Below are 16,487 nucleotides of genomic sequence, written 5' to 3' on the forward strand. Positions count from 1 at the left end.
CGAGTGCCCTTGAACAAGCCGGCCGAAGAGCCGGTGTCAGGATTCATCCATGTTTCGGTTTCAACCGCGCGGCGGGGCAGGTGCGCTCGTGCTGGGCGCGGCCCTTTCCACGTTCACCTTCGAGGCGGAGGCGCAGACGACGCTGCCCTCCGTCACCGTCGACGCCCCATCGCCGCGGGCAGCCCGCGCCAAGCCGGCGGGGCCGAAGCCGCGGGCGCGGGCGGCATCGGTCCGGCGTGCCCCGAAGCTGGCACCAGCACCGGCCGTGACCGCGGCCCCGGCTGGCGGTGCGCGACCAGCAGAGACGCTTGCCGCGACCCGCGACGGCTTGAACCGGGCGCCGGCCGGCCAGACCCAGACCACCATCGACCGCAGCCAGTTCGACAACCGGCCGTCATTCTCGGTCGCCGACGTGCTGCGCGACAGTCCGGGCGTCTCGATCAAGCAGGGCAACGGCCCGCGCGATTTCGGCATCTCGATCCGGGGATCGAATGCCCGGAACGGCTTTGCCATCCGCAACCTCGTCATCTTCGACGACGGCTTCCCGGTGACCCAGCCGGACGGCCTGTCACGCAGCGACCTGATCGATCCGCATGCCTATGGAGCGATCGACGTGGTCCGGGGGCCATCATCGGCGCTGTACGGCAATTACGCCACCGGCGGTGCGTTGAACTTCCGGACCCGGCCGGGTGGCACGATTGACGGCGTGGAATACGGCGTCGACGGCGGCAGCTTCGGCTATCTCAACAATTATCTGGCCGCCGGCAAGAAGGTCGGCAATTTCGAGGCCTCGCTGTTCGCGAGCGATGTCCGCGGCGACGGCTATATCGGCAACAGCTGGTTCAATACCCAGACCGTCAATTTCCTCGGCACGGTGCAGGTCACGCCGGACGATCGTTTCACGGTGAAGCTGATCAACAACGACCTGACGGCACGCCTGCCGATCCGCTCGTCGCTCAATCAGTTCACTCAAAACCCGTTCCAGCAGGGCTGTGCGACCGGGGCCACCGCCGCGCCGGGATGCGGAACCGTGACCCTGTTCAACAACGGCTTCAACTCCGCGGCGGGGACCGACAAGGAAACCGCCGTCCAGGCGGGCCTTGGGCGCGACGACCGCCGCACCATCGTCGGCGGCCGCTGGGAGCACGATTTCGACAACCAGACCACCTGGCGCAACCAGTTCGTGTTCGACGACCGCAATATCAGCCAGCCGACGGGATCGACCAGCGCGATCGGCGACTTCCCGTCCTACAACTACATGAGCGACGTGGTCAGGCGTGGCGAGATCTTCGGACTGGATTCGACGACCTATTTCGGCGGCTTCTACAACACGCTGACGGCTTCGAGCGACACCCGCAACGTGATGCCGGGCGGCAATGCGACGCTCGGCAGCCTGTCCAGCAATCTGTTCAGCACGACGACGAATTACGGCCTGCGCGCGCGCGAGGAGTTGAAGCTCACGCCTGCGTTGACGGCCATCGCCGGCATCGGCTGGGAAACCACCAATCTCACCGGCCGAAACACCGCTTATACATACACCGGAGCAGCCGGGGCGACGACCACGGCCATCACGACCGCGGACCGACAATTCCAGAATACCGCGCCTGAGCTCGCGTTGCTCTACCGGGTGAACAGCGATTGGCAATTCCGCGGACGGGTGGCAACGGGATATGGCACGCCGCAGGTCAGCAATTTGTTCGTGTTGCCGAATGGCTTATCGGGCAACAACACCGCGCTGCGGACGCAGAAGAATCTTGGCTACGACCTCGGCGCCGATTGGACGCCGAACAATGCGCTCAAGGTGAGCGTCACCGGGTTCTACGAGTTCTTCAAGGACGAGCTGGTTTCGCAGGCGACGCCGATCTCCGGCATTTCCTACACGTTCAACGCGCCGCGCTCGGAGCATCGCGGCATCGAACTCGCCGCCGACTGGAAATTCCTGCCGGGCTGGCGGTTCTCGGCGGCCTATACCTATCTCGACGAGGTCTACACGGAATACGTCGAGAACCTCACCAACGGTGCGGTGTTCAGCTTCAATCGCGCCGGCAACAAGATTCCCGGCATTTCGCCGAATGAGCTGACGACCCGGCTGGGCTACGACCAATTGTCAGGCCCGTTGCAGGGCCTCGGCGGGTTCGTCGAAGTCCAGTGGAAGGACAGCTTCTACATGGACAACGCCAATCTGCTGCGGGCGCCGGGTTACGAGCTGGTCAATCTCAACGTTCACTACGCGACGGATCTGATCTCCGACTATTTCAAGTCGCTGAATCTGTATCTTGAGGTGCGGAACGTGTTTGACCGTACCTATGTGGCTTCGGCGAACAACATCGCGAATTCGGTGACGGCGGCGGGCATTCAAAATCCCGCGAGCGTACTGGCGAACTCGACCAACTCGATCTATGCCGGGTCGCCGCGCGCCTTCGTGGCGGGCATGAGGATTGCGTTCAAATGAACAGCGCATCGATGACGCATCGCAAACCTGCGGCTCTGACGGTGCTGGCGACGGTCATGCTTGCAGTATTGCCGAGCCTTGCCCTCGCGCAGATGAGCCATCAGCACGCCTCCGAGGCGGCCTGCGAAGACACCAGCCTGCGCTGTGCGACCAAGGTCAGTCCGGCCTTTGGGCCGGATGGCACGTTGTGGCTGACGTGGATGGCCGGTGGCCAGATCTCCGTCGCAAGCTCGAAGGACCAGGGCAAGAGCTTTTCCACCCCGGTGCAGGTCACCCGTGACCGTCTCAACCTGGACTGGGGACCGGACGCGCGGCCGAAGCTTGCGATCGATGCCAAGGGCGACATCGCCGTGGCGTTTTCGATCTTTCGCGACCAGGCCTTCAACGGCCAGGTGCTGACCACGCGGTCGACCGATGGCGGGCGCAGCTTTGACCCGCCCAAGCCGATCACGTCAAACAATGAGAGCCAGCGGTTCGAGGCGATCGGCTTCGATCGCGCCGGCGCCGTGTTTGCGGTATGGCTCGACAAGCGCAACCGTGTCCCGGCGCAGCAGCGCGGCGAGAAATATGACGGCGCCGGATTGTTCTTTGCGTCGTCGAAGGACGGTGGCGCGACTTATTCCGATGCGCAGCTTGCGGCGGACAATACCTGCGAATGCTGCCGTCTCGCGCTGGCGTTCGATGGCGCAGGCCATCCGGTGGTGGTGTTCCGGAACATCTTCGAAGGCGGCGTGCGCGACCATGCGATCGTGACGTTCACCGATCTCGCAACGCCGGGCGCGCTGCATCGGGTGAGCCGCGACGATTGGCAGATCGCGGCCTGTCCGCACCATGGTCCGAGCCTGACCATTTCGGCCGCCGGCACTTATCACGTAACCTGGTACACCAACGGCAAGGTGCGCAAGGGACTGTTCTACGCGCGGTCGCGTGACGGCGGTCAAACCTTCTCAGATCCGATTCTGGTCGGTCAGCCGAACCGTAGCCCGTCCCGGCCGCAGGTCATCGCGGGGCCGCAGGGGCTCGTCATGGCCTGGAAGGAATTCGACGGGCAGACGACGTCGATCAATCTGATGACGTCGCGCGACGATGGAGCGACTTGGTCGAAACCAGCCGTGATCGCCGGCACGGCCGACAGCTCCGACCATCCGCTGCTCGTCTCGGACGGCCGGCAGACCTATTTGTCGTGGATGACGAAGGCCGACGGCTACCATTTTCAAGCGATCGAGGGCGAACCATGACGCGTCATTTGCTCGCGGCTCTTGTGCTGCTCGCAACGCTGCCGTCCGCACGGGCGGCAGGCGAGGGCGCGCCGAAGCCGTTCGAACGCGGCAGCTGGCAAAAGCTGCTGCATGTCCATGCCGGTCATCCGACCCTGGTGCATTTCTGGGGTGTGACCTGTGGCCCCTGCAAGGTCGAGCTGCCGCAGCTCGGCCGGTTCATGAAGGATCACCCGGGTATCGACGTCGTCACGATCAGCGCGGATCTGGTGCCGGACCTGCCGGAGGCGACGCGATCGATGCTGGATAAGGCCGGGCTCGGATCGGCCGAGAACTGGATTTTCGACGACGGCTTTGCCGAACGGTTGAGATTCGAGATCGATCCGGCCTGGCAAGGCGACATCCCGCGAACCATGCTGATCGCGCGGGACGGAACGATCACGACGATCGAAGGCTCGGCCGAAATGGCCGATCTCAACACATGGTCTGAAGCTCAGACCGCAGCAAGCCGATAACACGACGACCTCAACCTGAAAGGAAATCCGTCGCCATGAACACGCTCTCCCGCATCCTCGCTCTCACCGCGCTGATCGCCGCACTCGTGTCGACGTCCGCGCGCGCCGAGGACGTCAAGGCCGGCGACCTCGTGATCACCCAGGCGTGGACGCGCGCAACGCCGAACGGTGCCAAGATCGGCGGCGGCTATCTCACGATCGAGAACAAGGGGACGACGGCTGACCGGCTGGTGTCGGGCTCGGCCGACGTCGCCGGCAAGGTCGAAGTCCACGAGATGTCGATGAACAATGGCGTGATGAAGATGCGCGCGCTCGACAAGGGTCTGACCATCGAGCCGGGTAAGACCGTCAAGTTCGCGCCCGGCGGCTATCATCTGATGATGTTCGATCTGAAGAACCCGCTGAAGCAGGGCGACAAGGTGCCGGTCACACTCGAGTTCGAGAAGGCCGGCAAGGTCTCGGTCTCGCTCGATGTACAGGCGATCGGCGCGCAGGCGCCGGGCGGCGGCGATCATTCCGGCCACGGCGACCATTCCGGTCACATGGACATGAAGAAGATGTGAGGCAATCATGCGGTCACACACGCTTCTCATGGCAATGGCGGCGCTGCTTGCAGCGTCGCCTGCGGTCGCGCATATCACGCTCGAAGGAAAGCAGGCGACGGTCGGTTCGTACTACAAGGCGGTGTTCGCGGTGCCGCATGGCTGCGCGGGATCGGCGACGGTCAAGATCCGCGTGCAGATTCCGGAAGGCGTGATCGGGGTCAAGCCGATGCCGAAGCCCGGCTGGAGTCTCGATACGCTTACCGGCAAATATGCCGCGCAATATGACTATCATGGCGCCAAGCTCTCCGAGGGCGTCACGGAAGTGGCCTGGAGCGGTGGTAAGCTCTCCGACCAGAACTACGACGAGTTCGTGATGCAGACGTTTCTCACCGACGCGTTGAAGCCCAACACCACGCTGTATTTCCCCGTCGTGCAGGAATGCGAGCAGGGCGTCAGCCGTTGGATCGATATCCCGGCCGAAGGGCAAGGCGGTGGGCACGAGCACGGCAGCAAGACACCGGCGCCCGCAGTCAAGCTGCTACCGAAGTCGTAAAGCCATGCGGCGGGTCGCAAGCCTTGTGAAGGCAAGTCTTGCTGCGCTGCTCTCGGCGTTGTTTTTGGTGCTATGCCTTGCAACCTCAGCCCACGCGCATGCCGTCCTGATCGGGGCCGAGCCGGCGGACGGCAGCGTGGTGACGGAAGCACCGAAGACGGTTGTGCTCCGTTTCAATGAAGCGGTGGCGCCGACCGCGGTCAGCTTCCTCGATGCTGCGGGCAAGCCGCGCGATGTCGCGTTCCGCGCCGCCGATCAATCGGTGATGGTGACGCTACCGGCCGGTCTGCCTCAGGGCACGCAGGTGGTCAGCTATCGCGTGGTGTCGCAGGATGGCCATCCGGTCGCGGGCTCGCTGCTGTTCTCGATCGGTGTCGTCACCGGCTCGGCGGCGCCATCAGGCGATGGCGTGCTCCACGCGCTGATCTGGCTGGCGCGGCTCGCGCTCTATTTCGGGCTGTTCGCCGGCGTTGGTGGTGTGTTCTTTGCCGCCTGGATTGGGCAGGGCCCGGCCGGCGAGCGGCTGATCATGTCGGCGCTGAAGATCGGCCTTGCCGGCGCGGTCGCTTCACTCGGCCTGCAGGGCGTCGACCTGTTGAACCTGCCGCTCTCGGGACTCCTGACCTGGGCGGCATGGGCCAGCGCCGCCGGCACCAGCCTGTTTCCAGCGCTGCTGCTGGCGATTGCCGCGATGCTGATTTCGGCGATCGCCTGGCGCAGCCCGTCGTTCCGCGCGGCCTTTATCCGAACCGCGGTCGCGATGATCTGCGTCGGGCTGTCGTTCGCAATCAGCGGCCATGCCGCGACCGCCTCTCCGCAATGGCTGACCCGGACGGCGCTGTTCATCCATGGCGTCGGCCTGGCGTTCTGGATGGGTGCGCTGGCGCCGCTGGCCGTGCTCGCCTGGCAGCGCAAGGATACGCTGCTGCGGGTGCTCCGGCGCTTTTCGATGCTCGCGGTGCCGGTCGTCGCGTTGATCGCCTTGTCGGGCCTGGCGCTCGCGATCGTCCAGCTCGAGAGTTTTGGCGCGCTGATCGACACCGCATACGGCAACCTCCTGGTCGCGAAACTTGTGCTTGTCGCGCTGCTGCTCGGGTTCGCCGCGCTGAACCGGTTGGTGTTCATACCGGCGATCGGGCGCGAATTTCACCGGACACGGCCGCTGCAGCGTTCGATCGCGGTCGAATTCGTGCTGATGATCGCCATCCTCGGTCTCGTCGCGGTGTGGCGCTTCACACCGCCGCCGCGCGTGCTGGCGATGTCGGCCGACGTTCCGCTCGCAGTCCACATCCACACCGATGCCGCGATGTTCCAGGTGCTGATCGGGCCGGGCAAGGTCGGGCAGAATGACTTTGTGCTGCAGCTGATGAACGGCGACGCCAGCCCGTTCGCCGCCAAGGAGACGACGCTGACGTTGAGCCTGCCCGCGCGCGGCATCGAACCGATGGAACGCGCCGCCACGCGCGGTCCCGACGGCTATTGGCACGTGCGCAAGGTGCCGTTGACGGTCCCGGGCCGCTGGCACATGCAGATCGATGCCCTGGTGAACGATTTCAAGAAAGTGACACTGGAAGACGATTTCGAGGTCAGGTAATGCCGCAGTCAGCAAGCCCGGCGGCTGGGCGCGACGCAATTCATTCAAATGGCCGAAAATAGCCTGATTTGAAGGGTTTTTCTTATTGGGCGGCCTTGTGTTTTCACATCCGATCCGGTTTCACTGCAGCTCTTCCCTCGCTTTCCTGATTCCCGAGTAACGCCATGCGATTGTCGCGGTTTTTCCTGCCCATCCTGAAAGAAAACCCGAAAGAGGCGGAGATCGTCTCGCACCGGCTGATGCTGCGCGCGGGCATGATCCGGCAGGAGGCCGCCGGCATCTACGCCTGGCTGCCGCTCGGCTTCCGGGTGCTGAAGAAGATCGAGCAGATCGTGCGCGAGGAGCAGGACCGCGCCGGCGCGCTCGAGCTGTTGATGCCGACGCTGCAACTCGCCGATCTCTGGCGCGAAAGCGGCCGCTACGACGCCTATGGCCCTGAGATGCTGCGCATCGTCGACCGTCACAAGCGCGAGCTGTTGTACGGGCCGACCAACGAGGAAATGATCACGGAGATATTCCGCTCCTACATCAAGTCCTACAAGAACCTGCCGCTGAACCTCTACCACATCCAGTGGAAGTTCCGCGACGAGCAACGTCCGCGCTTCGGCGTGATGCGCGGCCGCGAATTCCTGATGAAGGATGCCTATACGTTCGACCTCGACGAGGCCGGCGCGCGACGCTCCTACAACAAGATGTTCGTGGCTTACCTGCGCACCTTCGCGCGAATGGGCCTGAAGGCGATCCCGATGCGGGCCGAGACCGGCCCGATCGGCGGCGACCTCAGCCACGAATTCATCGTGCTCGCCGACACCGGCGAGTCCGGCGTGTTCATCAACCGCGATGTGCTGGACCTGCCGGTGCCGGGCGAGGACGTCGATTATGACGGCGATCTCACGCCGATCATCAAGCAGTGGACCTCGGTCTATGCTGCGACCGAGGACGTTCACGAGGCGGCGCGCTTCGAACGGGAAGTGCCCGAAGCAAAGCGGCTCAACACCCGCGGCATCGAGGTCGGCCAGATCTTCTATTTCGGCACCAAATATTCCGACACCATGAAGGCGATGGTGGCGGGGCCCGACGGCCTCGACGTGCCGATCCATGGCGGCTCCTACGGTGTCGGCGTGTCGCGCCTGGTCGGCGCGATCATCGAGGCCTGCCACGATGACGCCGGCATCAAGTGGCCCGAGGCGGTGGCGCCGTTCCGCGCCGCGATCCTCAACCTCAAGCAGGGCGATGCCGCGGTCGACGGCGCCTGCGAGCAGCTCTATCGCGAGCTCTCGGCGAAGGGCGTCGACGTGCTCTACGACGACACCGATCAGCGTGCCGGCGCCAAGTTCGCTGCCGCCGATCTGATCGGCATCCCCTGGCAGATTCTGGTCGGACCGAAGGGGCTTGCGGACGGCAAGGTCGAGGTGAAGCGCCGCAGCGACGGCTCTCGCGACACCATGAGCCCGGCCGACGTGGTCGCGAAGCTCGCGGGTTAAAGTTTATTCACGCTGCGCTGTCGGCGGGGTAATCCGGCCACATTTGGCCCGAATCATGGGATTATCGACAGATGGATGAGACCATGAACGAGCCAGTCCGTACCCCGCCTTTTGCGCCATTCGAATGGCTGCTGTCCGGACGTTATCTGCGCGCACGCCGCAAGGAAGGCTTCATTTCGGTCATCGCCGGGTTTTCGTTCCTCGGCATCATGCTCGGCGTTGCCACGCTGATCGTGGTGATGGCGGTCATGAACGGCTTCCGCAAGGAACTGCTCGACAAGATCCTCGGCCTCAACGGACATCTTCTGGTGCAGCCGCTGGAATCGCCGCTGACCGACTGGAAGGATGTCGCTGACCGCATCAGCCAGGTGCAGGGCATTCGCCTCGCCGCGCCTGTTGTCGACGGCCAGGGGCTCGGCTCATCGCCGTTCAACGCCGCCGGCGTGTTCATCCGCGGCATCCGCGCCGACGACCTCAACAACCTCACCTCGATTGCCAAGAACATCAAGCAAGGCACGCTCGAGGGTTTTGACGAGGGGCAGGGGGTCGCGATCGGCCGCCGGCTCGCCGACCAGCTCTCGCTGCACGCCGGTGACATGATCACGCTGGTGTCGCCGAAGGGCGCGGTGACGCCGATGGGCACCACGCCGCGCATCAAGCCTTATAAGATCACCGCGGTGTTCGAGATCGGCATGTCGGAATACGATTCGACCTTCGTGTTCATGCCGCTGGCCGAGGCGCAGGCCTATTTCAACCGCAACAACGACGTGTCCTCGATCGAGGTGTTCACCACCAATCCGGACAAGATCGACACCTACCGCAAGCTGGTGACGGAGGCGGCCGGGCGGCCGGTGTTCCTGGTCGACTGGCGGCAGCGCAATTCGACCTTCTTCAACGCGCTGCAGGTCGAGCGCAACGTGATGTTCCTTATCCTGACCATGATCGTGCTGGTCGCGGCGCTCAACATCGTCTCCGGGCTGATCATGCTGGTGAAGGACAAGGGACAGGACATCGCGATCCTGCGCACCATGGGCGCCTCGCAGGGCTCGATCATGCGGATCTTCCTGATCACCGGCGCCTCTATCGGCGTGGTGGGAACGCTGACCGGCTTTGCGGTCGGCATGTTGATCTGCCTGAACATCGAATCGATCCGGCAATTCCTGTCATGGCTGACCAACACTGAGCTGTTCTCGCCTGAGCTGTATTTCCTGTCGAAGCTGCCAGCCGAGGTCGATTTCGGTGAGACGCTCGCCGTCGTGATCATGGCGCTGACGCTGTCCTTCCTGGCGACGCTCTACCCGTCGTGGCGCGCCGCGCGCCTCGATCCGGTCGATGCGCTCCGGTACGAATAAGGAGCGCACATGGCGGAGGGGGCGGAAGACACGCCGGTCATCTATCTTCATGACATCAAGCGGGAATACCAGCAGGGTGAAGCGACGCTGACGATCCTGAACGGCGCCAAGCTGGCGCTGTGGCCCGGCCAATCGGTGGCGCTGGTGGCGCCGTCGGGGTCGGGCAAGTCGACGCTGCTGCACATCGCGGGTCTGCTGGAGACCCCCGATGACGGCGAGGTCTATGTCGCGGGTACGCCGACCTCGCAGATGTCCGATGTTGATCGTACGCAGATCCGCCGTTCCGATATCGGTTTCGTCTATCAATCGCACCGGCTGTTGCCGGAGTTCTCGGCGCTCGAAAACGTCATGCTGCCGCAGATGATTCGCGGCCTCAAACGCTCCGAGACCGTTAAACGCGCGACCGAGATCCTTGCCTATCTCGGACTTGGCGACCGCATCACCCATCGTCCGGCCGAGCTTTCGGGCGGCGAGCAGCAACGCGTGGCGATCGCACGCGCGGTGGCCAACGCGCCGCGGGTGCTGTTTGCCGACGAGCCGACCGGCAACCTCGATCCGGGCACGGCCGATCATGTCTTCAATGCACTGATGCAACTGGTGAGGGCGACCCGCGTCGCGATGCTGATCGCGACCCACAACATGGAGCTCGCCGCTCGGATGGATCGGCGGGTGTCCCTGTCCAACGGACAGATCGTCGAGCTCGACTAGCGGCATTGTCGCGCGAAGCGGGTGACGCCCCGCGTGAAGAACGCGCGCTAAGGTGTGGAATCCGGGGCCTTTTTGTCCTGCTTCAAGCGACGCGGAAAGCGCTTCGGAATCCTCAATAGGCCGGGCGGGACCGTCTGCCGGATGCCCTCGTCCGAGGGCCGATCGGCGGGCCCATATAGTAGGGGTTGTCGATGCACATCGCCCCCAGCCCGGACGCTGAAGCCTGGCACTGCGCCAGCGAGGTGTAGCCGCAGTCGGTGTCCTCACCGCCCCATCGATAGTTGCGTTTGCAGACCGGGGAGGTGGAATCGTATTTCTGCGCGTTGGCCGGCGCGGTCGCGACGATGCCAAGGGCCGCGAGTCCAAGAACAAGTCCCAGAATCAAGTTGCGCATCAGCGGTTGCCCGAAGCTCGGACTGTCAGTGGATGAACAGATCGAAGAAGCTGTCGCCGCGCTCCCGCGCGGGCGTATGAAGATACGAGCGCGGGTCGTTGTCGCCGGCATAGTAGGGATTGGCGACGCAGGTCTGGCCGATGCCGCTGGCCGTCGCGAGGCACGCTTGATAGGACGGATACGAGCAGTTGCTCAGACCGGGATAACGGTCGCCCTGAATGCAGAACGGGTAGCGCACGCCGACGGCATGTGACGGAGCGGTGTTGAGCGTAGCGAGCGCGACCACAGATGCCGCAGCAGCAAATATCATCGTCCGCATGTGCATTCCTATTGCTGCGAAGATTCGATCTCGACGATGATCCAAATCGGACAACCTGGTTCCGGTCAACACGATCTTGCGCGCCGTTGCCCGCGCAGATTTGAATTGTGAAAATTATGCGGCAGCCGTGTGGCAAAAGTTCCAGTAAATGCCTTGTAATACAGTATTAACTTCAAATTTGAGCGAAGTCGTTTGGGCCTGTCTGTTGCACCGAAGTTACAGCAATTCCGTTCCGGGCTGCTATGAGGGTGTCTCGCGGCCTTGGGGGCCTGTAGAAAAGTTGGAACGGGAAAAATGAAGAAGATTTTGCTTGTCACCGCCAGCCTGATCGCGCTCAGCGCGACCGCTGCTTCCGCGGCTGACCTCGCGGCTCGCCCTTACACGAAGGCTCCGCCGCCGATCGTCGCCACTGTTTATGATTGGACCGGCTTCTACATCGGTATCAACGGTGGTTGGGCCCAGAGCCACGACAACCGTTCGGTCGACGGTTTCGGCCAGGCCGGCAGCTACGACGCCAACGGCGGCACCGTCGGTGGTCAGATCGGCTACCGCTGGCAGGCCGGCGGCTGGGTGTTCGGCCTCGAAGCTCAGGGCAACTGGGCTGACCTGACCGGCAGCACCGCGAACAACTTCGTCGCGGGCGGCGTCGTCCGTTCGAAGACCGACGCGTTCGGCCTGTTCACCGGCCAGATCGGCTACGCCTGGAACAACGTCCTGCTCTACGCCAAGGGCGGTGCTGCGGTCACCGATCGCAACTATCAGTTCCTGGCTCCCGGCGGTGCGCTGGCGTCCCAGACCGGCTACGACACCCGTTGGAGCCCGACGGTCGGCGTTGGTCTCGAGTTCGCCTTCGCTCAGGGCTGGTCGCTGGGTGTCGAATACAACCACATCTTCGAAGACACCCACGGCGCGACCTTCGTCACCCCGGCCGGTGCTGCCGTGGCTGGCTTCCACACCGGTGGCGACACCGACATGGTCCTCGGCCGCCTGAACTACAAGTTCGGTGGTCCGATCATCGCCAAGTACTGAGCCAAATACTGATCGCTCGCTTGATCCAAGCGACGACGAAAACCCCGGGCTTCGGCCCGGGGTTTTTTGTTGGCTGGACGGATTGCGCTGGGCCTGCGGCATCTCCACCGGCCGAGGACCGCGTGGGACAACCTCGCAGCTTGCGGGCGGGCCTCGCTGCCAGCTCCCGCCATGATTAACCAAGGGAAGTCTTTCGAGGTCAGTTTTCAAACTGACCCGGCACCCCTTGCTTGACTCCTAGAACAAAAAAGGAACAATGTTCTGCATACGTTCCAGTTCAGGGAGAGCGGCCATGTTGAAGATTTTCGTGCAGGAAGCTGCGGCGCTGGCATCGATCACGCTGTTCGTGGGGATGATCGCGGTTTGGGCCCAGCTGATCACCCAGTTCTGAAATTGTGCCCGCGGGACAGGGGGATCGGTACCACCCTGGGGAAAAACGGGAGGACCTGCCGCCACGCCCGGTTCGGCGTGGACTTGGCAGGGTCGAGGCCCCACGATGGGGATGCGAGTCGGGCCTGTTGCTGTCGCGTTCCGGCCCAGGCACTCGCACCATCCTTGTCTCAAGCCTTGCCTCAAGAGATCCCGTAAGCAGCCATGCCGAATGCCGGATTCGTCCATCTTCACGTTCATTCCGCCTATTCGCTGCTGAAGGGCTCGATCAAGATCGCCAAGCTTGGCGAGCTTGCGAAGGCCGATCGCCAGCCGGCGCTGGCGCTCACCGACACCGACAACATGTTCGGGGCGCTGGAATTCTCCGACAAGATGGCCGGCTACGGCATCCAGCCGATCGTCGGCTGCGAGCTGGCGGTCGATTTCGGCGACGTCGACCCGACCACGCGGAGCATCCTGGCGACGAGCGGGCCTGCGCGAATCGTGCTGCTGGCGGCGCGCGAGCGCGGCTACCAGAACCTGATGCGGCTGAACTCGCGCGCGTTCCTGGAGACCCCGGTCAACCAGACCCCGCACATCAAGTTCGACTGGCTCACGGACAACGCCGAGGATCTGATCGCGCTGACCGGCGGGCCCGACGGGCCGATCGCGCTGGCGCTGCGCGCCGAGCAGGCGGCGCTGGCGGCCACCCGCTGCGAACGCCTCGCCAGCCTGTTCGGCGACCGTCTCTACATCGAATTGCAGCGCCACGGCACCGACAAGGAGCGCCGCACCGAGGGCGGGCTGATCGATCTTGCCTATGCGAAGGGCCTGCCGCTGGTCGCGACCAACGAACCGTATTTTGCCAGCGCCGACGACTACGAATCGCATGATGCGCTGCTGTGCATCGCCGGCGGCCATCTGATCGCCGAGACCAACCGCGAGCAGTTGACGCCCGACCACCGCTTCAAGACCCGCGCGGAAATGGCGGTGCTGTTCGCCGATATCCCGGAGGCGCTGGCCTCGACGGTGGAGATCGCCGAACGCTGTTCGTTCCGGCCGAAGACCCGCAAGCCGATCCTGCCGTTCTTCACGGTCGGTGGTGCGGCGAGCGCCGACGCCGCCGCCGACGAGGCCGCCGAGCTGAAGCGCCAGGCCGAGGAGGGGCTTGCCAACCGCCTGCGGGTGCACGGCCTGTCGCCGGGCATGACGGAGGAGGACTACCGCAAGCGGCTCGCCTTCGAGCTCGACGTCATCACCCGCATGAAATACGCGGGCTACTTCCTGATCGTGTCGGACTTCATCAAATGGGCCAAGGCGCAGGGCATTCCGGTCGGACCGGGCCGCGGCTCCGGCGCCGGCTCGCTGGTCGCCTGGGTGCTGACCATCACCGACCTCGATCCGATGCGCTTCGCGCTGCTGTTCGAGCGCTTCCTCAATCCCGAACGCGTCTCGATGCCGGACTTCGACATCGACTTCTGCCAGGACCGCCGCGGCGAGGTGATCCAGTATGTGCAGGAGCGCTACGGCCGCGACCAGGTGGCGCAGATCATCACCTTCGGTACGCTGCAGGCGCGCGGCGTGCTGCGCGACGTCGGCCGCGTGCTGCAGATGCCGTACGGGCAGGTCGACAAGCTGACCAAGCTGGTGCCGCAGAATCCTGCGGCCCCCGTGACGCTGGCCCAGGCGATCGAGGGCGAGCCGAAGCTGCAGGCGTTCCGCGACGAGGATCCGGTGGTGGCGCGTGCGTTCGACATCGCGCAGCGCCTCGAAGGCCTGACGCGCCACGCCTCGACCCACGCCGCCGGCATCGTGATCGGCGACCGGCCGTTGAGCGAGCTGGTGCCGATGTACCGCGATCCGAAATCGGACATGCCGGTCACCCAGTTCAACATGAAATGGGTCGAGCCGGCCGGGCTCGTGAAATTCGACTTCCTCGGCCTCAAGACGCTGACCGTGCTCGACGTCGCGGTGAAGCTGCTCAAGCAGCGCGACGTCCATGTCGACCTCGCGACGCTGCCGATCGACGATGCGGCGAGTTATCAGATGCTGGCGCGGGGCGATGTGGTCGGCGTGTTCCAGGTGGAAAGCCAGGGCATGCGGCGCGCGCTGATCGACATGCGGCCGGACCGCTTCGAGGACATCATCGCGCTGGTGGCGCTGTATCGCCCGGGGCCAATGGCGAACATCCCGACCTATTGCGCGCGCAAGCACGGCGACGAGGAGCCGGAATATCTGCATCCGATCCTGGAGCCGATCCTGAAGGAGACCTTCGGCGTCATCATCTATCAGGAACAGGTGATGCAGATCGCCCAGCAGATGGCCGGCTATTCGCTCGGCCAGGCCGACCTGCTGCGCCGCGCCATGGGCAAGAAGATCCGCGCCGAAATGGACAAGCAGCGCGACATCTTCGTTGCCGGCGCAATGAAGAACGGCGTGGGCAAGGGCCAGGCCGAGACGATCTTCGAGCTGCTCGCCAAATTCGCCGACTACGGCTTCAACAAGAGCCACGCGGCGGCCTATGCGCTGGTGTCGTACCACACCGCCTACATGAAGGCGCATTATCCGGTCGAGTTCCTCGCGGCGTCGATGACGCTCGAACTCAACAACACCGACAAGCTGTCCGAATTCCGGTCCGAGGCGCAGCGGCTCGGCATCAAGGTCGAGGCGCCCAACATCAATCGCTCCGGCGCGACCTTCGAGGTCAGCGACAACACGATCTACTACGCGCTCGCCGCGCTGAAGGGCGTCGGCATCCAGGCCGTGGAGCAGATCATCGCCGAGCGCAACAGGGGTGGCGCCTTCACCTCGCTGGCCGATTTCGCCGCGCGGGTCAGCCCGCGCGCGGTCAACAAGCGGATCATCGAGAGCCTCGCCGCGGCAGGCGCGTTCGACACGCTCGATCCGAACCGCGCGCGCGTGTTCGCCGGCGCGGACGCGATCCTTGCCGCCTGCCAGCGCAGCCACGAGGCGGCGACGTCGGGCCAGAACGACATGTTCGGCAGCGCGCCGGATGCCCCGAGCATCATCCTGCCGCAGGTCGAGCCGTGGCTGCCGGCGGACCGGCTGCGGCGCGAATATGATGCGATCGGCTTCTTCCTGTCGGGCCATCCGCTCGACGATTACGCCACCGCGCTGAAGCGGCTGCGGGTGCAATCCTGGGCGGAGTTCTCGCGCGCGGTGAAGACCGGCGCCACCGCGGGCAAGGTGGCGGCAACGGTGGTGTCGCGCATGGAGCGGCGCACCAAGACCGGCAACAAGATGGGCATCATGGGCCTGTCGGACCCGACCGGCCATTTCGAGGCAGTGCTGTTCTCGGAAGGGCTCGCGCAGTACCGCGACGTGCTGGAGCCGGGCGCGGCCGTGCTGCTGCAGCTCGGCGCCGAGCTGCAGGGCGAGGACGTGCGGGCGAGGGTGTTGCACGCCGAACCGCTGGATCATGCCGCGGCCAAGACGCAGAAGGGCCTGCGCATCTTCGTCCGTGACACCAGGCCGCTGGATTCGATCGCCCGCCGGCTCAACATGCCGGACGCTGCACCCGCGCCGGGCGGCACGGCAAAGCCACAGGTAGCCAAGCCCGCACCGGCGGCGGCGCCACCGGCAGGTGCCGCCGACGGCGACGTCTCGCTGGTGATGATGCTCGACCTCGAAACCGAGGTGGAGATGAAACTGCCCGGTCGCTACAAGGTTTCGCCGCAGATCGCCGGCGCGCTCAAGGCGGTCGCGGGCGTGGTCGACGTCCAGACGCTGTAACGGGAAAAGGGGCCGCCGGGACGGCAAACAGGGCCGTTTCGGCACGATTTGGGCCGATCCGGCCGGTGTAACTGGCCGTATTTCCTTGCTTCCTGCGCAAATCGCGCTATATAGCGCGCCATCTCACACGGAAACATGGCTCTCAAAGGCCGTCCGGTGGCAACCGGGCCATTCAGGCGCGTTTGCTCACACGTTTCCGGAGG

General features: G+C 64.5%; 13 protein-coding genes. 11 read left to right on the forward strand and 2 right to left on the reverse strand.

The genetic code is table 11. The annotated features are described in order from the left end of the window. The first annotated feature begins 49 nt into the window (after positions 1 to 49). The 9 genes from ACVIW0_RS17895 to ACVIW0_RS17935 all read left to right on the forward strand — a co-directional run bounded on the left by ACVIW0_RS17895 (position 50) and on the right by ACVIW0_RS17935 (position 10,420). A complete protein-coding gene (locus ACVIW0_RS17895; protein ID WP_461353502.1) occupies positions 50 to 2,452 on the forward strand; it encodes a TonB-dependent receptor family protein in 2,403 nt (800 codons plus the stop codon). 11 nt (positions 2,453 to 2,463) lie between these two features. Further along, positions 2,464 to 3,690, forward strand: a complete 1,227-nt coding sequence (locus tag ACVIW0_RS17900; RefSeq protein WP_461357359.1) for a sialidase family protein — start codon at positions 2,464 to 2,466, stop codon at positions 3,688 to 3,690. Next, on the forward strand, positions 3,687 to 4,184 hold the full coding sequence (locus ACVIW0_RS17905) for a TlpA family protein disulfide reductase (RefSeq protein WP_461353503.1): 498 nt from the start codon (positions 3,687 to 3,689) through the stop codon (positions 4,182 to 4,184). The genes ACVIW0_RS17900 and ACVIW0_RS17905 overlap by 4 nt, the downstream gene beginning before the upstream one ends. Before the next feature lie 35 nt (positions 4,185 to 4,219). Then, entirely contained in the window at positions 4,220 to 4,747 is a 528-nt protein-coding gene (locus tag ACVIW0_RS17910; protein ID WP_461353504.1) for a copper chaperone PCu(A)C, read from the forward strand. Between the two features lie 7 nt (positions 4,748 to 4,754). Next, positions 4,755 to 5,282, forward strand: a complete 528-nt coding sequence (locus ACVIW0_RS17915) for a YcnI family copper-binding membrane protein (RefSeq protein ID WP_461353505.1) — start codon at positions 4,755 to 4,757, stop codon at positions 5,280 to 5,282. Positions 5,283 to 5,286: 4 nt separating this feature from the next. Continuing rightward, positions 5,287 to 6,876 carry a copper resistance CopC/CopD family protein gene (locus ACVIW0_RS17920; RefSeq protein ID WP_461353506.1) on the forward strand — a complete coding sequence of 530 codons (1,590 nt, stop codon included), beginning with the start codon at positions 5,287 to 5,289 and terminating at the stop codon, positions 6,874 to 6,876. A 164-nt stretch (positions 6,877 to 7,040) separates the two neighbouring features. After that, positions 7,041 to 8,360 carry a proline--tRNA ligase gene (gene proS, locus ACVIW0_RS17925; protein ID WP_461353507.1) on the forward strand — a complete coding sequence of 440 codons (1,320 nt, stop codon included), beginning with the start codon at positions 7,041 to 7,043 and terminating at the stop codon, positions 8,358 to 8,360. A gap of 71 nt (positions 8,361 to 8,431) precedes the next feature. After that, the gene (locus ACVIW0_RS17930; RefSeq protein ID WP_456754558.1) at positions 8,432 to 9,712 is read left to right on the forward strand and encodes a lipoprotein-releasing ABC transporter permease subunit; all 1,281 of its coding nucleotides are present in this window, start codon (positions 8,432 to 8,434) and stop codon (positions 9,710 to 9,712) included. A gap of 9 nt (positions 9,713 to 9,721) precedes the next feature. Beyond that, entirely contained in the window at positions 9,722 to 10,420 is a 699-nt protein-coding gene (locus tag ACVIW0_RS17935) for an ABC transporter ATP-binding protein (RefSeq protein WP_461353508.1), read from the forward strand. 112 nt (positions 10,421 to 10,532) lie between these two features. Here the strand turns inward: ACVIW0_RS17935 and ACVIW0_RS17940 are convergent, their stop codons facing one another. Together ACVIW0_RS17940 and ACVIW0_RS17945 are read right to left on the reverse strand one after the other, a co-directional pair. Then, a complete protein-coding gene (locus tag ACVIW0_RS17940; RefSeq protein WP_461353509.1) occupies positions 10,533 to 10,814 on the reverse strand; it encodes a DUF3551 domain-containing protein in 282 nt (93 codons plus the stop codon). 25 nt (positions 10,815 to 10,839) lie between these two features. Continuing rightward, positions 10,840 to 11,133, reverse strand: a complete 294-nt coding sequence (locus ACVIW0_RS17945) for a DUF3551 domain-containing protein (protein WP_461353510.1) — start codon at positions 11,131 to 11,133, stop codon at positions 10,840 to 10,842. A gap of 294 nt (positions 11,134 to 11,427) precedes the next feature. Between ACVIW0_RS17945 and ACVIW0_RS17950 the strand changes: the two genes are divergently transcribed. Continuing rightward, positions 11,428 to 12,162 (forward strand): outer membrane protein, encoded by a 735-nt coding sequence (locus ACVIW0_RS17950; RefSeq protein WP_461353511.1) that lies wholly within the window; start codon positions 11,428 to 11,430, stop codon positions 12,160 to 12,162. A gap of 594 nt (positions 12,163 to 12,756) precedes the next feature. Then, positions 12,757 to 16,284: a DNA polymerase III subunit alpha gene (gene dnaE / locus ACVIW0_RS17955; RefSeq protein ID WP_461353512.1), complete on the forward strand. Its 3,528-nt coding sequence runs from the start codon at positions 12,757 to 12,759 to the stop codon at positions 16,282 to 16,284. Positions 16,285 to 16,487: the final 203 nt, after the last annotated feature.

This window comes from Bradyrhizobium sp. USDA 4454, from assembly GCF_054822705.1.